This is a genomic window from Citrobacter sp. Ce006 (assembly GCF_030336535.1).
Lineage (GTDB): Bacteria > Pseudomonadota > Gammaproteobacteria > Enterobacterales > Enterobacteriaceae > Citrobacter > Citrobacter europaeus.
The window spans coordinates 150593-165117 of the sequence record NZ_JAOWDO010000071.1; the positions used below are offsets into that span (position 1 = coordinate 150593).

Consider the following 14525-nt stretch of genomic DNA (forward strand, 5'->3'; position numbering starts at 1 on the left):
GCGTGATTACCCTGACTTAATAGGTTGCAAAATGATAATTTCGCAAGCTATTAGCATTCACAACGAAATTACCCATGTTTCAGTTTAAGCGCCAATGATAGTGCATTCTGCGCTAACGGATCATGGGGAAAGATCACATCAGGCTGTAAATCATCAAGATGTTTGCCCATTATTGTGGCAATTTTGCCGGGTCTGGCGAATACCGTAAGACCTTTCATAAACAACGTATCGGTAACCCGTTGCCGCTCATCCAGCGCGATGGCGACTACCACGCGTGGTTTAAACCGTCCGCCGGAACGACCGACGCCAACCCGACCCCGTTGGCAGAGTTTATCAAACGCCCGGTTAAAGCGGGATATTTGCCAGCCGCCAAGCGCCAGTTGCAAACACCAGGCGATAGCGGCGACGGTAATCAGTGCGGAAACCATATGTACTCCTTTGATTTTGCCGGATAAGCGCAGTCGCCATCCGGCAATTCAACATTAAAACATCACCTGACCGCCGGTGACGTTGATGGACTGCCCTGTGCAGTAAGAGGCTTTCGGGCTGGCGTAAAACAGCAGCATATTCAACACGTCCTGATAATCGCAGCCGCGCTTGAGCGGAACCTTATCAATGTAATACTGCTCAACTTCGTCTGGCTTAAGGCCAAGCTTGGTCGCATATTGCGGCAATAACGACTGAAACATCGGTGATTTCAGCAGATTACCGAGCATCAACGAATGCACGGTAATCCCGTATTCCGCCAGATCCAGCGCCAGCGACTGGGTTAGGCCCACGCCGCCAAATTTTGCCGCGCTATAACCTGAGTTGTGTTTACTGCCCACTTTCCCTGATTTGGAGTTGATCTGGATAATGCGCCCCTGAACGCCATCGCGGATCATCAGGCGTGAGAATTCACGTGCGCAGAGGAAGTAGCCAACCAGATTCACTTGCAGCGAGCGGTCGAAATCCCCAAGCTGAAAGTCGCTGATAAACGCGGCTTTAGCGATACCCGCGCTGTAAACCAGCAGATCGACGCGGCCAAATATTTCATCCACTCCGCGCGATAACGCCAGCACGCTCTGCTCGCTGGTGGCATCTGCGCCAAAACCGTAGGCGGTGCCTTCGCCAAACTCGGCGTTAATTTCCTGCGCGACGTTGGCGGCTTTATCGCTTTGAATATCCACTACCGCGACGCGGTATCCTTCTGTCGCAAGCCCACGGCAAAGGAATGCCCCCAGGGTCTGGCCTCCACCAATGACAACGGCAACCTGATTCATCTTTATCTCCTTCAATCTTAAGCAACAAACTTCAAAATACAGCCCGGCGCTATACCGTCTGGTACAGGACCCGCAACGTGTACGGTGCCAGGGAATTCCGCTTCACTCAGTCCGTCAAAACGCAGGGTGATATGGCCCAGTTCACGTAAGTTTTGTTCCGCCACGCTGCCAACGGCCGTGACCGGGTAGTGATGCTGACCCAGCACAAATTGGATCCCTGCTTGCAATGAGCCGCTTAGTTCTCCGTGGCAATGGATGAAGCAAAACTCCTCGATATCCGCAGGGGCACCTTCACGAAAGGTAATCAGCATCTGGTCGCAGAGCGCATCCGGGGCACTCTGTCCGATGCGGGTGATGGTGGTTTGATAAATCACGGTCATTTTTGAGTGCCTCTTATTGGTAAATAAAGCCGGAAACAAACCAGGCGATGAGAACGGTAGGCGCGCCGGTCAGAAAACGGCTCACCAGAACAGATGGCACGCCGACGCGGACCGTGTCCTGACGCGCTTCGGCCAGCGACAACCCGACAGGAATAAAATCGCATGCAGCCTGGGCGTTAATGGCGAACAGGGCAGGTAGCGCCAGATGTGGAGGGATGTTCCCCAAACCAATCTGTACGCCGATCAGAACGCCGATAACCTGGGCGATAACCGCGCCGGGGCCGAGAAAAGGTGACAGCAGCGGGAAAGAACAGATCAGCGCCAGAGTGACCAGTCCCAGCGGATGGCTGGCCAGTGGTGCGAGTCCATGGGCAATCCAGTCCCCCAGACCAGAAGCCATGATGATGCCGATCAGCGCCGAGACGAACGCCATAAATGGCAGAATGGTTTTCAGAACGGTATCGATAGTGTCGCGTCCGGCCTGAAACAGAACCGCAACTGCTGAACCCATTCCCATCCCAACTTTTGCCAGCAGACCGTCGCTTTGTTCCGTAATTTTCTTGCTGGCGTCGTACTCGCGACCAATCGTGCTGCTTGCAGGCGTTGTCGCAGCGGATGCTTCACCGACAATGGTAATATTTTCTTCTTTTACGCCAGAGACATAGATGTCTTCGATAATGTACTGGGCCAGTGGGCCTGATTTACCTGTAGCGTGAATATTCACCGTCGGTATACGACGTTTGGGATAGATCCCGCAGCGCAGCGTGCCGCCGCAGTCGATGATCGCCACGCCAATTTCGTTTTCCGGCGGCTCGCCTTCTTTGAAGCCATCAACGGCCTGCCAACCGGTCAGACTTGCTATCCTGTCGACTATTGCGGGGCGAGTCCCGGCGGTGATATAGACAATTTTCTTGCCCGGTTCGGCATCCAGTTCAAGCGGGCCGCCCCAGCCGCCGGTGCCTTTTTCAATACGAATACGTGTCATGATGTTGCTCCCGCCAGATGCACTTTCTGCTCAAGTTGAATGCCCATTTTTTTCTCAAAGATGGCGGTGGTGAAATCAGTCACCCAGCCGCGGAAGAAGTTGGTCACCAGACCGACCAGCAAATAGCTCACCGCCAGCGGGCCGAGCGGAAGACCCAGCGTGGTCAGTCCGCTGGCGATCCCCAGATAGACGAACAGTTCACCAGGGTTGATGTGTGGGAATAAGCCGTTCATGGAATGGCAACTGTATGAGGCGGCGGCGTAGTAGCTGGGCTTGTACTTTTCTGGCATAAAGCGGCCCAGGCTCAGCGTCATTGGGTTACAAAACACAAATGTGCCGATGCATGGCAGCAGCAGATAGCGGGACAGCGGGTTTCCGGCGCAGCGCTGGGCAAAACGTTCAATGCGCTGCTGACCGATAAAGTTAATTAGCGCATTCATGATGACCAGCAGACTGATCAGCAGGGGCAGAATACCGGTTACCATGCCGGTAAAGACCTCTCCGCCTTTCTGGAACAACCCGATAAACCACTCAGCACCGAGTGTGATGGTGTCGATCATTATTCTCTCCTGTAGGGTTTTTAATTATCTTGCCAAACGGTAACTAATTTTAATCAGATCGAAAGATTTAAAAGTGTTATTTTGATCTCAAAATGAAAGATAAATATTTTAATTTGAAAGATTGTGCGTAAGGGATCGCAAATGTGCCGGTCGGGGGGGCAAGAGGGGGGAAATTCTATGAAGGAGAGTGACTACTACTTCCTTGTATGGAGGAGGATGCTTTACCATACTTCTCCCAGGCTGAATTTGTTTAATGGATGTCTCATGTTCAAGCGTCGTTATGTAGCGTTACTTCCCCTTTTCGTATTGCTTGCTGCTTGTAGCAGCAAACCTAAACCTTCAGAGACTCAAACGACTACGGGTACGCCTTCCGGCGGTTTCCTGCTTGAGCCACAGCATAATGTCATGCAAACGGGCGGCGATTTTGCCAATAATCCGAACGCGCAGCAGTTCATCGAGAAAATGGTGAACAAGCACGGCTTTGACCGCCAGCAGTTGCAAGAGATCCTGTCGCAGGCCAAGCGTCTGGACTCGGTATTGCGATTGATGGACCGCCAGGCACCGACGACTCAACCGCCAGCCGGGCCTAACGGCGCATGGTTGCGGTATCGTAAACAGTTCATCACGCCGGATAATGTGCAAAACGGCGTGGCCTTCTGGAACCAATATGAAGATGCCCTTAACCGTGCCTGGCAGGTCTATGGGGTACCGCCGGAAATTATCGTTGGCATTATTGGCGTAGAGACTCGCTGGGGCCGCGTGATGGGTAAAACGCGGATTCTGGATGCGTTGGCGACGTTGTCGTTTAACTATCCTCGTCGTGCAGAATATTTCTCTGGTGAACTGGAAACCTTCCTGCTGATGGCGCGAGATGAAAGCGACGATCCGCTTGATTTGAAAGGTTCTTTCGCCGGGGCGATGGGCTATGGCCAGTTTATGCCATCTTCCTATAAACAATATGCCGTTGATTTTAATGGCGATGGCCACATTAACCTGTGGGATCCGGTTGATGCTATCGGTAGCGTGGCAAACTATTTCAAAGGTCACGGCTGGGTGAAAGGCGATACGGTTGCGGTTCCGGCCAATGGTCAGGCGCCTGGGCTGGCGAACGGCTTTAAAACCCAGTACAGCATATCTCAGCTTGCCGCCGCGGGCCTGACGCCGCAGCAGTCGTTGGGGAATCATCAGCAGGCCAGCCTGTTGCGCCTGGATATCGGTACTGGTTATCAGTACTGGTATGGACTGCCGAACTTCTACACCATCACCCGCTACAATCACAGTACCCACTACGCGATGGCCGTGTGGCAATTGGGTCAGGCTGTCGCACTGGCGCGCGTGCAGTAATCGCTCCACCGGCCTACCGGAAGATATCTCTTGTAGGCCGGATAAGACGCCCTGGTATCGCCATCCGGCAGGTCTTATTTATGCCACGGAGCAATTTTTGGAATCCTCCTCGTAAATCGTTCTCTCCATCCCCACATTGGTTATGAAAGTGCTATCTTGTCCGGCATATTTTTTTAACTGACAGAGGCTGAAATGACTGACAGTGAACTGATGCAGTTAAGCGAGAAGGTTGGCCTGGCGCTGAAGGCGCGCGGTGCAACCGTAACAACGGCGGAATCCTGCACTGGCGGCTGGGTAGCCAAAGTGATTACGGATATTGCCGGCAGCTCCGCCTGGTTTGAGCGTGGGTTTGTGACCTACAGCAATGAAGCTAAAGCGCAGATGATTGGCGTGCGCGAAGAGACGCTGGCCCAGCATGGCGCGGTGAGCGAGCCTGTCGTGGTGGAGATGGCGATTGGCGCGCTAAAAGCCGCCCGCGCGCATTTCGCTGTTTCGATAAGCGGTATTGCGGGGCCGGATGGTGGCAGTGAAGAAAAGCCCGTGGGGACGGTATGGTTCGCTTTTGCCAGCGTGAGCGGCGAGGGGATTACCCGCCGGGAATGCTTCAGCGGCGATCGCGACGCGGTACGTCGACAGGCGACCGCCTACGCGTTACAAACCCTGTGGCAACAATTTCTACAAAATACTTGATACTGTATGAGCATACAGTATAATTGCCTCAACAGAACATTATCTATCACGTTTCGCGGTTTAACCCGAAAGCGGCATGACAGGAGTAATTAATGGCTATCGACGAAAACAAACAGAAAGCGTTGGCGGCAGCGCTGGGTCAGATCGAAAAGCAATTCGGTAAAGGCTCCATCATGCGCCTGGGTGAAGACCGTTCCATGGATGTGGAAACCATCTCCACCGGTTCGCTTTCTCTGGATATCGCACTGGGCGCGGGCGGTCTGCCAATGGGCCGTATCGTCGAAATCTACGGGCCTGAATCCTCCGGTAAAACGACGCTGACCCTGCAGGTTATTGCCGCCGCACAGCGCGAAGGTAAAACCTGTGCGTTCATCGATGCGGAACATGCGCTGGATCCTGTCTATGCGCGCAAACTTGGCGTTGATATCGACAACCTGCTGTGTTCTCAGCCGGATACCGGTGAGCAAGCGCTGGAAATCTGTGATGCGCTGGCGCGCTCCGGCGCGGTTGACGTTATCGTTGTCGACTCTGTTGCCGCATTGACGCCGAAGGCAGAAATCGAAGGCGAGATTGGTGACTCTCACATGGGCCTTGCGGCACGTATGATGAGCCAGGCAATGCGTAAGCTGGCCGGTAACCTTAAGCAGTCCAACACGCTGCTGATTTTCATCAACCAGATCCGTATGAAGATTGGCGTGATGTTCGGTAACCCGGAAACCACCACCGGTGGTAACGCCCTTAAGTTCTATGCTTCTGTCCGCCTGGATATCCGTCGTATTGGCGCGGTGAAAGAAGGCGACAACGTGGTTGGTAGCGAAACCCGTGTTAAGGTCGTGAAAAACAAAATTGCAGCGCCGTTCAAACAGGCTGAATTCCAGATTCTTTACGGTGAAGGTATTAACTTCTACGGCGAACTGGTTGACCTGGGCGTGAAAGAGAAGCTGATTGAAAAAGCAGGTGCATGGTACAGCTACAACGGTGAGAAAATCGGTCAGGGTAAAGCGAATGCGACCAACTGGCTGAAAGAAAACCCGGCAACTGCGAAAGAAATTGAGAAGAAGTTACGTGAGTTACTGCTCAACAACCAGGATTCAACGCCTGATTTCTCCGTTGATGACAGCGGTGAAGACGTAAAAGAAACGAACGAAGATTTCTGATAATCTGTTTTGAATCGCATGTTTTGAATCGCATATAGTAAAGGGCTGCATATCATGCAGCCCTTTTTCATTTCTGAAGGCTCACTATGACAGAAGCAACTTCTCGCCGTTCGGCTTATTCACGACTTCTTGACCGCGCCGTACGTATTCTGGCAATGCGCGATCACAGCGAGCAGGAACTGCGGCGCAAGCTGGCCGCTCCAGTGATGGGGAAAAATGGACCGGAAGACATTGATGCTACGCCAGAGGATTACGACAAGGTCATCGCCTGGTGTATTGAAAGTCGTTATCTGGATGATGGCCGCTTCGTTCAGCAGTTTATCGCCAGCCGTAGCCGTAAGGGCTATGGACCTGCGCGCGTACGTCAGGAACTAAACCAAAAGGGGATCACGCGTGAGGCTATCGAGCGGGCCATGCGCGAATGCGAAATTGACTGGGCAGTTCTTGCGCGCGATCAGGCCATTCGGAAATACGGAGAACCTTTACCTGTAGATTTTTCAGATAAGGTAAAGGTCCAGCGTTTTTTGCTCTATCGTGGCTATCTGATGGAAGATATTCAGGCAATATGGCGAAATTTTGACGATTGAGCGCATACGGGATTTTACTTCCCAGTAAAGAAAACTTATCTTATTCCCACTTTTCGATTGCCAGAGGCGCAGTTTACGTGCCGATGCTGGTAATGACATTTCGTTAGCTTGATTTCTTCAGGATAATTATGAGCAAGAGCACCGCTGAGATCCGTCAGGCGTTTCTCGATTTTTTCCATAGTAAAGGACATCAGGTAGTTGCCAGCAGCTCCCTGGTACCGAACAATGACCCTACTTTGTTGTTTACCAACGCCGGGATGAACCAGTTCAAGGATGTTTTCCTTGGCCTCGACAAGCGTAATTATTCCCGCGCAACCACCTCGCAGCGTTGCGTACGTGCGGGCGGTAAGCACAACGACCTGGAAAACGTCGGTTACACTGCACGTCACCACACTTTCTTCGAAATGCTGGGCAACTTCAGCTTCGGCGATTACTTCAAACACGACGCCATTCAATACGCGTGGGAGCTGTTGACCGGTGAAAACTGGTTTGCCCTGCCAAAAGAGCGTCTGTGGGTCACCGTCTATGAAACTGACGATGAAGCCTATGAAATCTGGGAGAAAGAAGTCGGTATTCCACGCGAACGTATCATCCGCATCGGTGATAACAAAGGCGCGGCTTATGCTTCCGACAACTTCTGGCAGATGGGTGATACCGGTCCTTGCGGCCCGTGCACCGAAATTTTCTACGACCATGGCGACCACATCTGGGGTGGCCCTCCGGGAAGCGCAGAAGAAGATGGCGATCGCTACATTGAGATCTGGAACATTGTCTTCATGCAGTTCAACCGTCAGGCTGACGGCACCATGGAACCGCTGCCGAAACCGTCCGTGGATACCGGTATGGGTCTGGAGCGTATTGCGGCAGTGCTGCAACACGTTAACTCCAACTATGAAATCGACCTGTTCCGCTCACTGATCGAATCCGTGGCAAAAGTTACTGGCGCGACCGATTTGAGCAACAAGTCGCTGCGCGTTATCGCCGACCATATCCGTTCCTGCGCATTCCTGATTGCCGATGGCGTTGTTCCGTCGAATGAAAACCGTGGCTATGTGCTGCGCCGTATCATTCGTCGCGCGGTACGTCATGGCAATATGCTGGGCGCGAAGGATACCTTCTTCTACAAGCTGGTTGGTCCGCTGGTGGAAGTCATGGGCTCAGCAGGTGAAGAACTGAAGCGTCAGCAGGCTATGGTTGAGCAGGTTCTGAAAACCGAAGAAGAGCAGTTTGCACGTACTCTGGAGCGTGGTCTGGCGCTGCTGGATGAAGAACTGGCAAAACTGTCCGGCGATACGCTGGATGGCGAAACCGCATTCCGTCTGTATGACACCTACGGTTTCCCGGTTGACCTGACGGCAGACGTTTGCCGTGAGCGCAACATTAAGGTTGATGAAGCCGGTTTTGAAGCTGCAATGGAAGAACAGCGCCGTCGTGCGCGTGAAGCCAGCGGCTTCGGCGCAGACTACAATGCGATGATTCGCGTTGATGGCGCCTCTGAATTTAAAGGCTACGAACACCTGGAACTGAACGGCAAAGTGACCGCGCTGTTTGTTGATGGTAAAGCAGTAGACGCAATTAACGCAGGTCAGGACGCAGTTGTCGTTCTGGATCAGACGCCGTTCTATGCGGAATCTGGCGGTCAGGTTGGCGACAAGGGTGAACTGAAAGGCGCGGGCTTTAGCTTTGCGGTCAGCGACACACAGAAATATGGCCAGGCCATTGGTCACATCGGCAAGCTGTCTACGGGTTCTCTGAAAATTGGCGATGCAGTACAGGCCGATGTTGATGATGCACGTCGTGCGCGTATTCGCCTGAACCACTCCGCAACGCACCTGATGCACGCGGCGCTGCGCCAGGTACTCGGTACGCATGTAGCGCAGAAAGGCTCGTTGGTTAACGATAAAGTGCTGCGCTTCGACTTCTCTCATACCGAAGCTATGAAGCCTGATGAAATCCGTGCCGTTGAAGATCTGGTGAATGCGCAAATTCGTCGCAACCTGCCGATTGAAACGAACATCATGGATCTCGAAGCGGCGAAAGCCAAAGGCGCAATGGCGCTGTTTGGTGAGAAATATGACGATCACGTGCGTGTTCTGAGCATGGGGGATTTCTCTACCGAACTGTGTGGCGGTACTCACGCCAGCCGTACGGGGGATATCGGTCTGTTCCGCATAGTGTCCGAGTCAGGCACCGCGGCGGGCGTTCGTCGTATCGAAGCCGTAACCGGTGAAGGCGCTATCCAAACCGTGCATGCTGAGAGCGATCGCTTAAGCGATATTGCGCAGCTGCTGAAAGGCGATAGCCAGAATATCGGTGACAAAGTTCGTTCCGTACTGGAGCGTACGCGTCAACTTGAAAAAGAATTGCAGCAATTGAAGGAACAGGCTGCGGCGCAGGAGAGTGCAAATCTTTCCAGCAAAGCAGTTGATATCAACGGCGTGAAGCTGCTGGTCAGCGAACTCGCGGACGTTGAGCCGAAAATGTTGCGTACCATGGTTGATGATCTGAAAAATCAACTGGGGTCTACCGTTATCGTTCTGGCAACGGTAGTGGAAGGTAAGGTTTCTCTGATTGCGGGTGTGTCTAAGGACGTGACAGATCGCGTGAAAGCAGGGGAACTGGTTGGCATGGTCGCTCAGCAGGTAGGCGGTAAGGGTGGCGGTCGTCCGGACATGGCGCAAGCCGGTGGTACGGATGCAGCGGCTCTGCCTGCAGCGTTAGCCAGTGTGAAAGGCTGGGTCAGCGCAAAACTGTAATAATTATAAGCGTAAGCCGACGCTGCGGACTTCAGTCCGCAGCGGTTGGATCAACGCTATCGACAACGATAAAGTCAGGTTGAAGTTGTGTATATCGGCTAAACTTAGGTTTAACAGAATGTGATGCCGTGACTGCTTACACTTAGGTGTTTGTCATCGCTTACTTTTTGGCGTTATATGATGGATAATGCCGGGATACAGAGAGACCCGACTCTTTTAATCTTTCAAGGAGCAAAGAATGCTGATTCTGACTCGTCGAGTTGGTGAGACCCTCATGATAGGCGATGAGGTCACCGTGACAGTTTTAGGGGTGAAGGGCAACCAGGTGCGCATTGGCGTAAACGCCCCGAAAGAAGTTTCTGTCCATCGTGAAGAGATCTACCAGCGTATCCAGGCTGAAAAATCCCAGCAGTCCAGTTACTAAGGTTTTCGCGTCTCACCTTTCTGGTGAGGCGCAACCTGATTGAATAGTCCTTTTTCTTCTCTTTTCTATTTTGTCTTCCCCATTTTTTCGATTCCACTGCGCGTATTGCCTTTTCCTGCGACGTTTCCGTTTGTTCACTGCTTCAGGAAATTGCCAATTTATCTGTTGATAAAACACTCTTTTTGCCGTTTTTGCAGACTAATTGCGCGTGAAATGTGCAAACGATAAAAGCTCTGGAAAAATTGTTTGACTTATAAGTCCCAGAAAGTAATATGTGCGCCACGCAGCGACGATGAGCAGAAACAAGTTCTTCGAAGCACTCGCAAGAGGCGTGTTGGTGAGGTGGCCGAGAGGCTGAAGGCGCTCCCCTGCTAAGGGAGTATGCGGTCAAAAGCTGCATCCGGGGTTCGAATCCCCGCCTCACCGCCATTTGCATCCGTAGCTCAGCTGGATAGAGTACTCGGCTACGAACCGAGCGGTCGGAGGTTCGAATCCTCCCGGATGCACCATATTACTTGATAGCGCTTTGGCAGTGGTATCAATGTCGGCAGTAAAGCAAGTTTCACCGATGCATCCGTAGCTCAGCTGGATAGAGTACTCGGCTACGAACCGAGCGGTCGGAGGTTCGAATCCTCCCGGATGCACCATCTTCTCCGAGATAACAGCGAAACTGTTTTTTCATGGTCTGCGAGATAATCGCCAGCACCATCTTCCCCCTTTCGAATCATTTCCTCATACTCCCGGAACACCCTTTAATTCGCTGTCAGCGACAAAATCAATCAATTACGATAAAATAACGTCTGGTCAATCGGCTTGTGAGAAGACGATGTACGAACGTTATGCGGGTTTGATTTTTGATATGGATGGCACCATCCTGGATACCGAGCCTACGCACCGTAAGGCGTGGCATGAGGTATTGGGGCATTATGGGCTACGTTTTGATGAACAAGCCATGGTCGCCCTCAATGGCTCCCCAACGTGGCGTATTGCCCAGTCGGTAATTGAGTTGAATCATGCCGATCTTGACCCACATGCCCTGGCACGTGAAAAAACCGATAAGGTGAGAAGCATGCTGCTGGATAGCGTCCAACCTTTGCCATTGGTTGACGTCGTGAAGGCCTGGCATGGTCGCCGTCCTATGTCGGTAGGTACGGGGAGTGAAAGCGCGATTGCAGAAGCTCTGCTCGCTCATCTTGGGCTGCGTCGCTATTTTGATGCTGTAGTCGCAGCCGATCACGTTCAACGCCATAAACCTGCTCCTGATACGTTTTTGCTCTGTGCTGAACGTATGGGCGTTGTTCCGGCGCGCTGTGTGGTGTTTGAAGATGCTGATTTTGGACTGCAGGCGGCGCGTGCCGCGGGAATGGATGCTGTGGATGTCCGGTTATTGTGAGTGATGGACTATCGCTCCTGTCACTGTTTGCCAGCAGTTTTCTCAGCGCTACGCTATTACCCGGTAATTCTGAGGTTGTTTTAGTTGCTTTGCTGGTTTCTGGGGTAAGTCATCCCTGGGTCTTAGTCTTAACAGCAACAATGGGTAATAGCCTTGGAGGGTTAACTAACGTTATCCTTGGGCGTTTCTTTCCATTGCGTAAAACATCGCGCTGGCAAGAAAAAGCCACTGGCTGGCTGCGGCGCTATGGCGCTGTCACACTATTATTAAGCTGGATGCCGGTTGTGGGTGATTTACTGTGCCTGTTAGCTGGATGGATGCGCATCTCGTGGGGCCCGGTACTCTTTTTCTTATGTCTTGGCAAGGCGCTGCGCTATGTTGTTGTCGCAGCGGTTACGACGCAAGGCATTATGTGGTGGCACTAATTGTGTTGTGAGATAGCCTACAGGGTAACCAATACCATTATGCTAATTAAAACGATTTTGACAGGCGGGAGGTCAATTTGATCCCGGACGTATCACAGGCGCTGGCCTGGCTGGAAAACCATCCTCAGGCGTTAAAGGGGATTCAACGTGGGCTGGAGCGCGAAACGCTGCGCGTTAATGCAGACGGGTCATTAGCAACGACAGGTCATCCTGAGGTGTTAGGCTCAGCGCTAACGCATAAATGGATAACCACTGACTTTGCCGAAGCGCTGCTGGAGTTTATTACGCCTCCTGGCGACGATATTGAGAAAATGCTCACGTTCATGCGCGATCTGCATCGTTATACCGCCAGAAATCTGGGCGACGAGCGTATGTGGCCATTGAGCATGCCTTGCTATATTGCCGAAGGCCAGGATATCGAACTGGCGCAGTATGGTACGTCGAATACTGGTCGTCTGAAAACGCTGTATCGTGAAGGCCTCAAAAACCGTTACGGCGCGTTGATGCAAACTATCTCTGGCGTACACTACAATTTCTCGCTGCCGATGGCTTTCTGGCAGGCGAAATGCGGCGTAACGGACGGTGAAGATGCGAAAGAGAAGATCTCCGCAGGTTACTTCCGCCTGATCCGCAACTACTACCGTTTTGGTTGGGTTATCCCGTATCTGTTTGGTGCCTCTCCGGCCATTTGTTCCTCCTTCCTGCAAGGAAAACCGACAACCCTGCCGTTTGAAAAAACCGACTGTGGGATGTATTACCTGCCATACGCGACGTCGCTGCGTCTGAGTGATTTAGGCTATACCAATAAGTCGCAAAGCAATCTCGGAATTACGTTTAACGATTTGCATGAGTATGTGGCAGGATTAAAGCGCGCGATTAAAACTCCTTCCGAGGAGTACGCGGCGATCGGTCTGGAGAAGGATGGTAAGCGTCTGCAAATCAACAGCAACGTTCTGCAGATTGAAAATGAGCTGTATGCGCCTATTCGCCCGAAACGTGTCACTCGTCGTGGTGAAACACCTTCTGACGCGCTTCTGCGCGGCGGTATTGAGTACATCGAGGTTCGCTCGCTGGATATCAACCCGTTCTCACCGATTGGCGTAGACGAGCAGCAGGTGCGCTTCCTCGATCTGTTTATGGTCTGGTGTGCGCTGGCCGATGCCCCGGAAATGAGCAGCGATGAATTGCTGTGTACGCGTAAAAACTGGAACCGTGTGATCCTCGAAGGGCGTAAGCCTGGGCTGACGCTAGGTATTGGCTGTGAAACAGCCCAGTTCCCGCTGCCGAAGGTAGGTAAAGATCTGTTCCGCGATCTGAAACGCGTGGCACAAACGCTGGACAGCATCGATGGGGGAGAGGAGTATCAGAAGGTCTGTGATGAACTGGTTGCCTGTTTTGACAATCCTGAACTGACTTTCTCTGCACGGATCCTTCGGTCTATGATTGATGAAGGCATCGGTGGCACGGGCAAAGCGCTGGGTGAGGCTTACCGAAATCTACTGCGTGAAGAGCCGTTAGAAATATTGCAGGAAGCTGAATTTATTGCTGAAACCGAGGCTTCAAAGCGTCGTCAGCAGGAGATCGAAGCGGCGGATACTGAGCCGTTTAGCGTGTGGCTGGAAAAGCACGCTTGATACAAAAGAAAAAGGCCACTCGGGAGTGGCCAAAATTTCATCTCTGAAAACAGGGATGATGATAACAAATGCGCGTCTTTCATATACTCAGACTCGCCCCGGAACAAAGAGTTCAGATTATTTTTAAAAAATTTATCGGAGGTGGCTAAATGCCGTTGTTAGATAGTTTTACTGTCGATCACACCCGGATGGAAGCTCCCGCGGTCCGGGTTGCAAAAACGATGAACACCCCGCATGGCGACGCAATCACCGTGTTTGATCTGCGTTTCTGCATTCCGAACAAAGAAGTGATGCCTGAGAAAGGTATCCATACGCTGGAACACCTGTTTGCAGGTTTTATGCGTAATCACCTCAACGGTAACGGCGTTGAGATTATCGATATCTCTCCGATGGGATGCCGCACCGGCTTTTACATGAGCCTGATTGGTACGCCGGACGAGCAGCGAGTTGCCGACGCGTGGAAAGCGGCGATGGCGGACGTGCTGAAAGTGCAGGATCAAAACCAGATCCCAGAACTGAACGTTTACCAGTGTGGTACGTATCAGATGCATTCGCTTAGCGAAGCGCAGGATATCGCTCGTCATATTCTGGAGCATGATGTGCGCGTTAACAGCAATGAAGAGCTGGCGCTGCCGAAAGAGAAACTGCAGGAACTGCATATTTAGTCTTACTAATTAGCTGTTTCAGTATTTAAATTAACCCCGGTTTGTAGCCGGGGTTTTTTATTGCTTAACATAATTTGTATTTATTATATTTGTGGAGGAAATACATCACGTATTAACTAAAGCATAGCCAGAGAAATAATAAAATGTGATCTGGTATACAGAAAGTGGCGGATGATTAACGATGCCAGACCGCATTGATCACATAAATTAAAAAACATAAATAATTAATAGAAAAACATAATGGAATGCACCAGATATCCGGG

Annotated in this window: 15 protein-coding genes and 3 tRNA genes; 13 read left to right on the forward strand and 5 right to left on the reverse strand. The window is 51.9% G+C overall.

Annotated features, from left to right (window positions below; translation table 11 throughout):
• Positions 1 to 68: 68 nt before the first annotated feature.
• Genes gutM through srlA form a run of 5 tightly spaced genes read right to left on the reverse strand, consistent with a single transcriptional unit; the run spans position 69 to position 3187 of the window.
• Positions 69 to 428 (reverse strand): transcriptional regulator GutM, encoded by a 360-nt coding sequence (gene gutM, locus OGV94_RS13950; RefSeq protein ID WP_043017330.1) that lies wholly within the window; start codon positions 426 to 428, stop codon positions 69 to 71.
• Positions 429 to 482: 54 nt separating this feature from the next.
• The gene (gene srlD, locus OGV94_RS13955) at positions 483 to 1262 is read right to left on the reverse strand and encodes a sorbitol-6-phosphate dehydrogenase (RefSeq protein WP_003037345.1); all 780 of its coding nucleotides are present in this window, start codon (positions 1260 to 1262) and stop codon (positions 483 to 485) included.
• A gap of 17 nt (positions 1263 to 1279) precedes the next feature.
• Positions 1280 to 1642, reverse strand: coding sequence for a PTS glucitol/sorbitol transporter subunit IIA (gene srlB, locus OGV94_RS13960; protein ID WP_043017328.1), 363 nt, complete (start codon positions 1640 to 1642; stop codon positions 1280 to 1282).
• Between the two features lie 13 nt (positions 1643 to 1655).
• On the reverse strand, positions 1656 to 2627 hold the full coding sequence (gene srlE / locus OGV94_RS13965; protein WP_075145739.1) for a PTS glucitol/sorbitol transporter subunit IIB: 972 nt from the start codon (positions 2625 to 2627) through the stop codon (positions 1656 to 1658).
• Positions 2624 to 3187, reverse strand: coding sequence for a PTS glucitol/sorbitol transporter subunit IIC (gene srlA / locus OGV94_RS13970; protein WP_003825953.1), 564 nt, complete (start codon positions 3185 to 3187; stop codon positions 2624 to 2626). The genes srlE and srlA overlap by 4 nt, the downstream gene beginning before the upstream one ends.
• Positions 3188 to 3451: 264 nt before the next feature.
• On the opposite strand from srlA, the gene mltB reads away from it, so the two are divergent.
• From mltB to luxS, 13 genes are all read left to right on the forward strand, one after another.
• Positions 3452 to 4531: a lytic murein transglycosylase B gene (gene mltB, locus OGV94_RS13975; RefSeq protein WP_032947148.1), complete on the forward strand. Its 1080-nt coding sequence runs from the start codon at positions 3452 to 3454 to the stop codon at positions 4529 to 4531.
• A gap of 192 nt (positions 4532 to 4723) precedes the next feature.
• A complete protein-coding gene (gene pncC / locus OGV94_RS13980; protein ID WP_043017326.1) occupies positions 4724 to 5221 on the forward strand; it encodes a nicotinamide-nucleotide amidase in 498 nt (165 codons plus the stop codon).
• A 92-nt stretch (positions 5222 to 5313) separates the two neighbouring features.
• Positions 5314 to 6378, forward strand: a complete 1065-nt coding sequence (gene recA, locus OGV94_RS13985; protein WP_003037330.1) for a recombinase RecA — start codon at positions 5314 to 5316, stop codon at positions 6376 to 6378.
• A gap of 86 nt (positions 6379 to 6464) precedes the next feature.
• A complete protein-coding gene (gene recX, locus OGV94_RS13990; protein ID WP_193145228.1) occupies positions 6465 to 6965 on the forward strand; it encodes a recombination regulator RecX in 501 nt (166 codons plus the stop codon).
• Positions 6966 to 7093: 128 nt separating this feature from the next.
• Positions 7094 to 9721, forward strand: a complete 2628-nt coding sequence (alaS, locus tag OGV94_RS13995) for an alanine--tRNA ligase (protein WP_080626192.1) — start codon at positions 7094 to 7096, stop codon at positions 9719 to 9721.
• A gap of 238 nt (positions 9722 to 9959) precedes the next feature.
• Positions 9960 to 10145, forward strand: a complete 186-nt coding sequence (gene csrA, locus OGV94_RS14000) for a carbon storage regulator CsrA (protein WP_000906486.1) — start codon at positions 9960 to 9962, stop codon at positions 10143 to 10145.
• 336 nt (positions 10146 to 10481) lie between these two features.
• Positions 10482 to 10574 (forward strand) — tRNA-Ser (locus OGV94_RS14005).
• A 3-nt stretch (positions 10575 to 10577) separates the two neighbouring features.
• Positions 10578 to 10654 (forward strand) — tRNA-Arg (locus tag OGV94_RS14010).
• 61 nt (positions 10655 to 10715) lie between these two features.
• Positions 10716 to 10792 (forward strand) — tRNA-Arg (locus OGV94_RS14015).
• Positions 10793 to 10971: 179 nt separating this feature from the next.
• A complete protein-coding gene (gene yqaB / locus OGV94_RS14020; RefSeq protein ID WP_043017322.1) occupies positions 10972 to 11538 on the forward strand; it encodes a fructose-1-phosphate/6-phosphogluconate phosphatase in 567 nt (188 codons plus the stop codon).
• Complete coding sequence (locus OGV94_RS14025; protein WP_003825961.1) at positions 11535 to 11963, forward strand: YqaA family protein; 429 nt, start codon at positions 11535 to 11537, stop codon at positions 11961 to 11963. Before yqaB ends, OGV94_RS14025 begins: the two co-directional genes overlap by 4 nt.
• 77 nt (positions 11964 to 12040) lie before the next feature.
• The gene (gene gshA, locus OGV94_RS14030) at positions 12041 to 13597 is read left to right on the forward strand and encodes a glutamate--cysteine ligase (protein ID WP_016154161.1); all 1557 of its coding nucleotides are present in this window, start codon (positions 12041 to 12043) and stop codon (positions 13595 to 13597) included.
• A gap of 149 nt (positions 13598 to 13746) precedes the next feature.
• Positions 13747 to 14262 carry an S-ribosylhomocysteine lyase gene (luxS, locus tag OGV94_RS14035; protein WP_016154160.1) on the forward strand — a complete coding sequence of 172 codons (516 nt, stop codon included), beginning with the start codon at positions 13747 to 13749 and terminating at the stop codon, positions 14260 to 14262.
• Positions 14263 to 14525: the final 263 nt, after the last annotated feature.

Bases quoted from the DNA above. Each gene is read 5' to 3' on its own strand.
- gutM (WP_043017330.1), bottom strand. From the start codon at position 428: ATGGTTTCCGCACTGATTACCGTCGCCGCTATCGCCTGGTGTTTGCAA.
- srlD (WP_003037345.1), bottom strand. From the start codon at position 1,262: ATGAATCAGGTTGCCGTTGTCATTGGTGGAGGCCAGACCCTGGGGGCA.
- srlB (WP_043017328.1), bottom strand. From the start codon at position 1,642: ATGACCGTGATTTATCAAACCACCATCACCCGCATCGGACAGAGTGCC.
- srlE (WP_075145739.1), bottom strand. From the start codon at position 2,627: ATGACACGTATTCGTATTGAAAAAGGCACCGGCGGCTGGGGCGGCCCG.
- srlA (WP_003825953.1), bottom strand. From the start codon at position 3,187: ATGATCGACACCATCACACTCGGTGCTGAGTGGTTTATCGGGTTGTTC.
- mltB (WP_032947148.1), top strand. From the start codon at position 3,452: ATGTTCAAGCGTCGTTATGTAGCGTTACTTCCCCTTTTCGTATTGCTT.
- pncC (WP_043017326.1), top strand. From the start codon at position 4,724: ATGACTGACAGTGAACTGATGCAGTTAAGCGAGAAGGTTGGCCTGGCG.
- recA (WP_003037330.1), top strand. From the start codon at position 5,314: ATGGCTATCGACGAAAACAAACAGAAAGCGTTGGCGGCAGCGCTGGGT.
- recX (WP_193145228.1), top strand. From the start codon at position 6,465: ATGACAGAAGCAACTTCTCGCCGTTCGGCTTATTCACGACTTCTTGAC.
- alaS (WP_080626192.1), top strand. From the start codon at position 7,094: ATGAGCAAGAGCACCGCTGAGATCCGTCAGGCGTTTCTCGATTTTTTC.
- csrA (WP_000906486.1), top strand. From the start codon at position 9,960: ATGCTGATTCTGACTCGTCGAGTTGGTGAGACCCTCATGATAGGCGAT.
- yqaB (WP_043017322.1), top strand. From the start codon at position 10,972: ATGTACGAACGTTATGCGGGTTTGATTTTTGATATGGATGGCACCATC.
- luxS (WP_016154160.1), top strand. From the start codon at position 13,747: ATGCCGTTGTTAGATAGTTTTACTGTCGATCACACCCGGATGGAAGCT.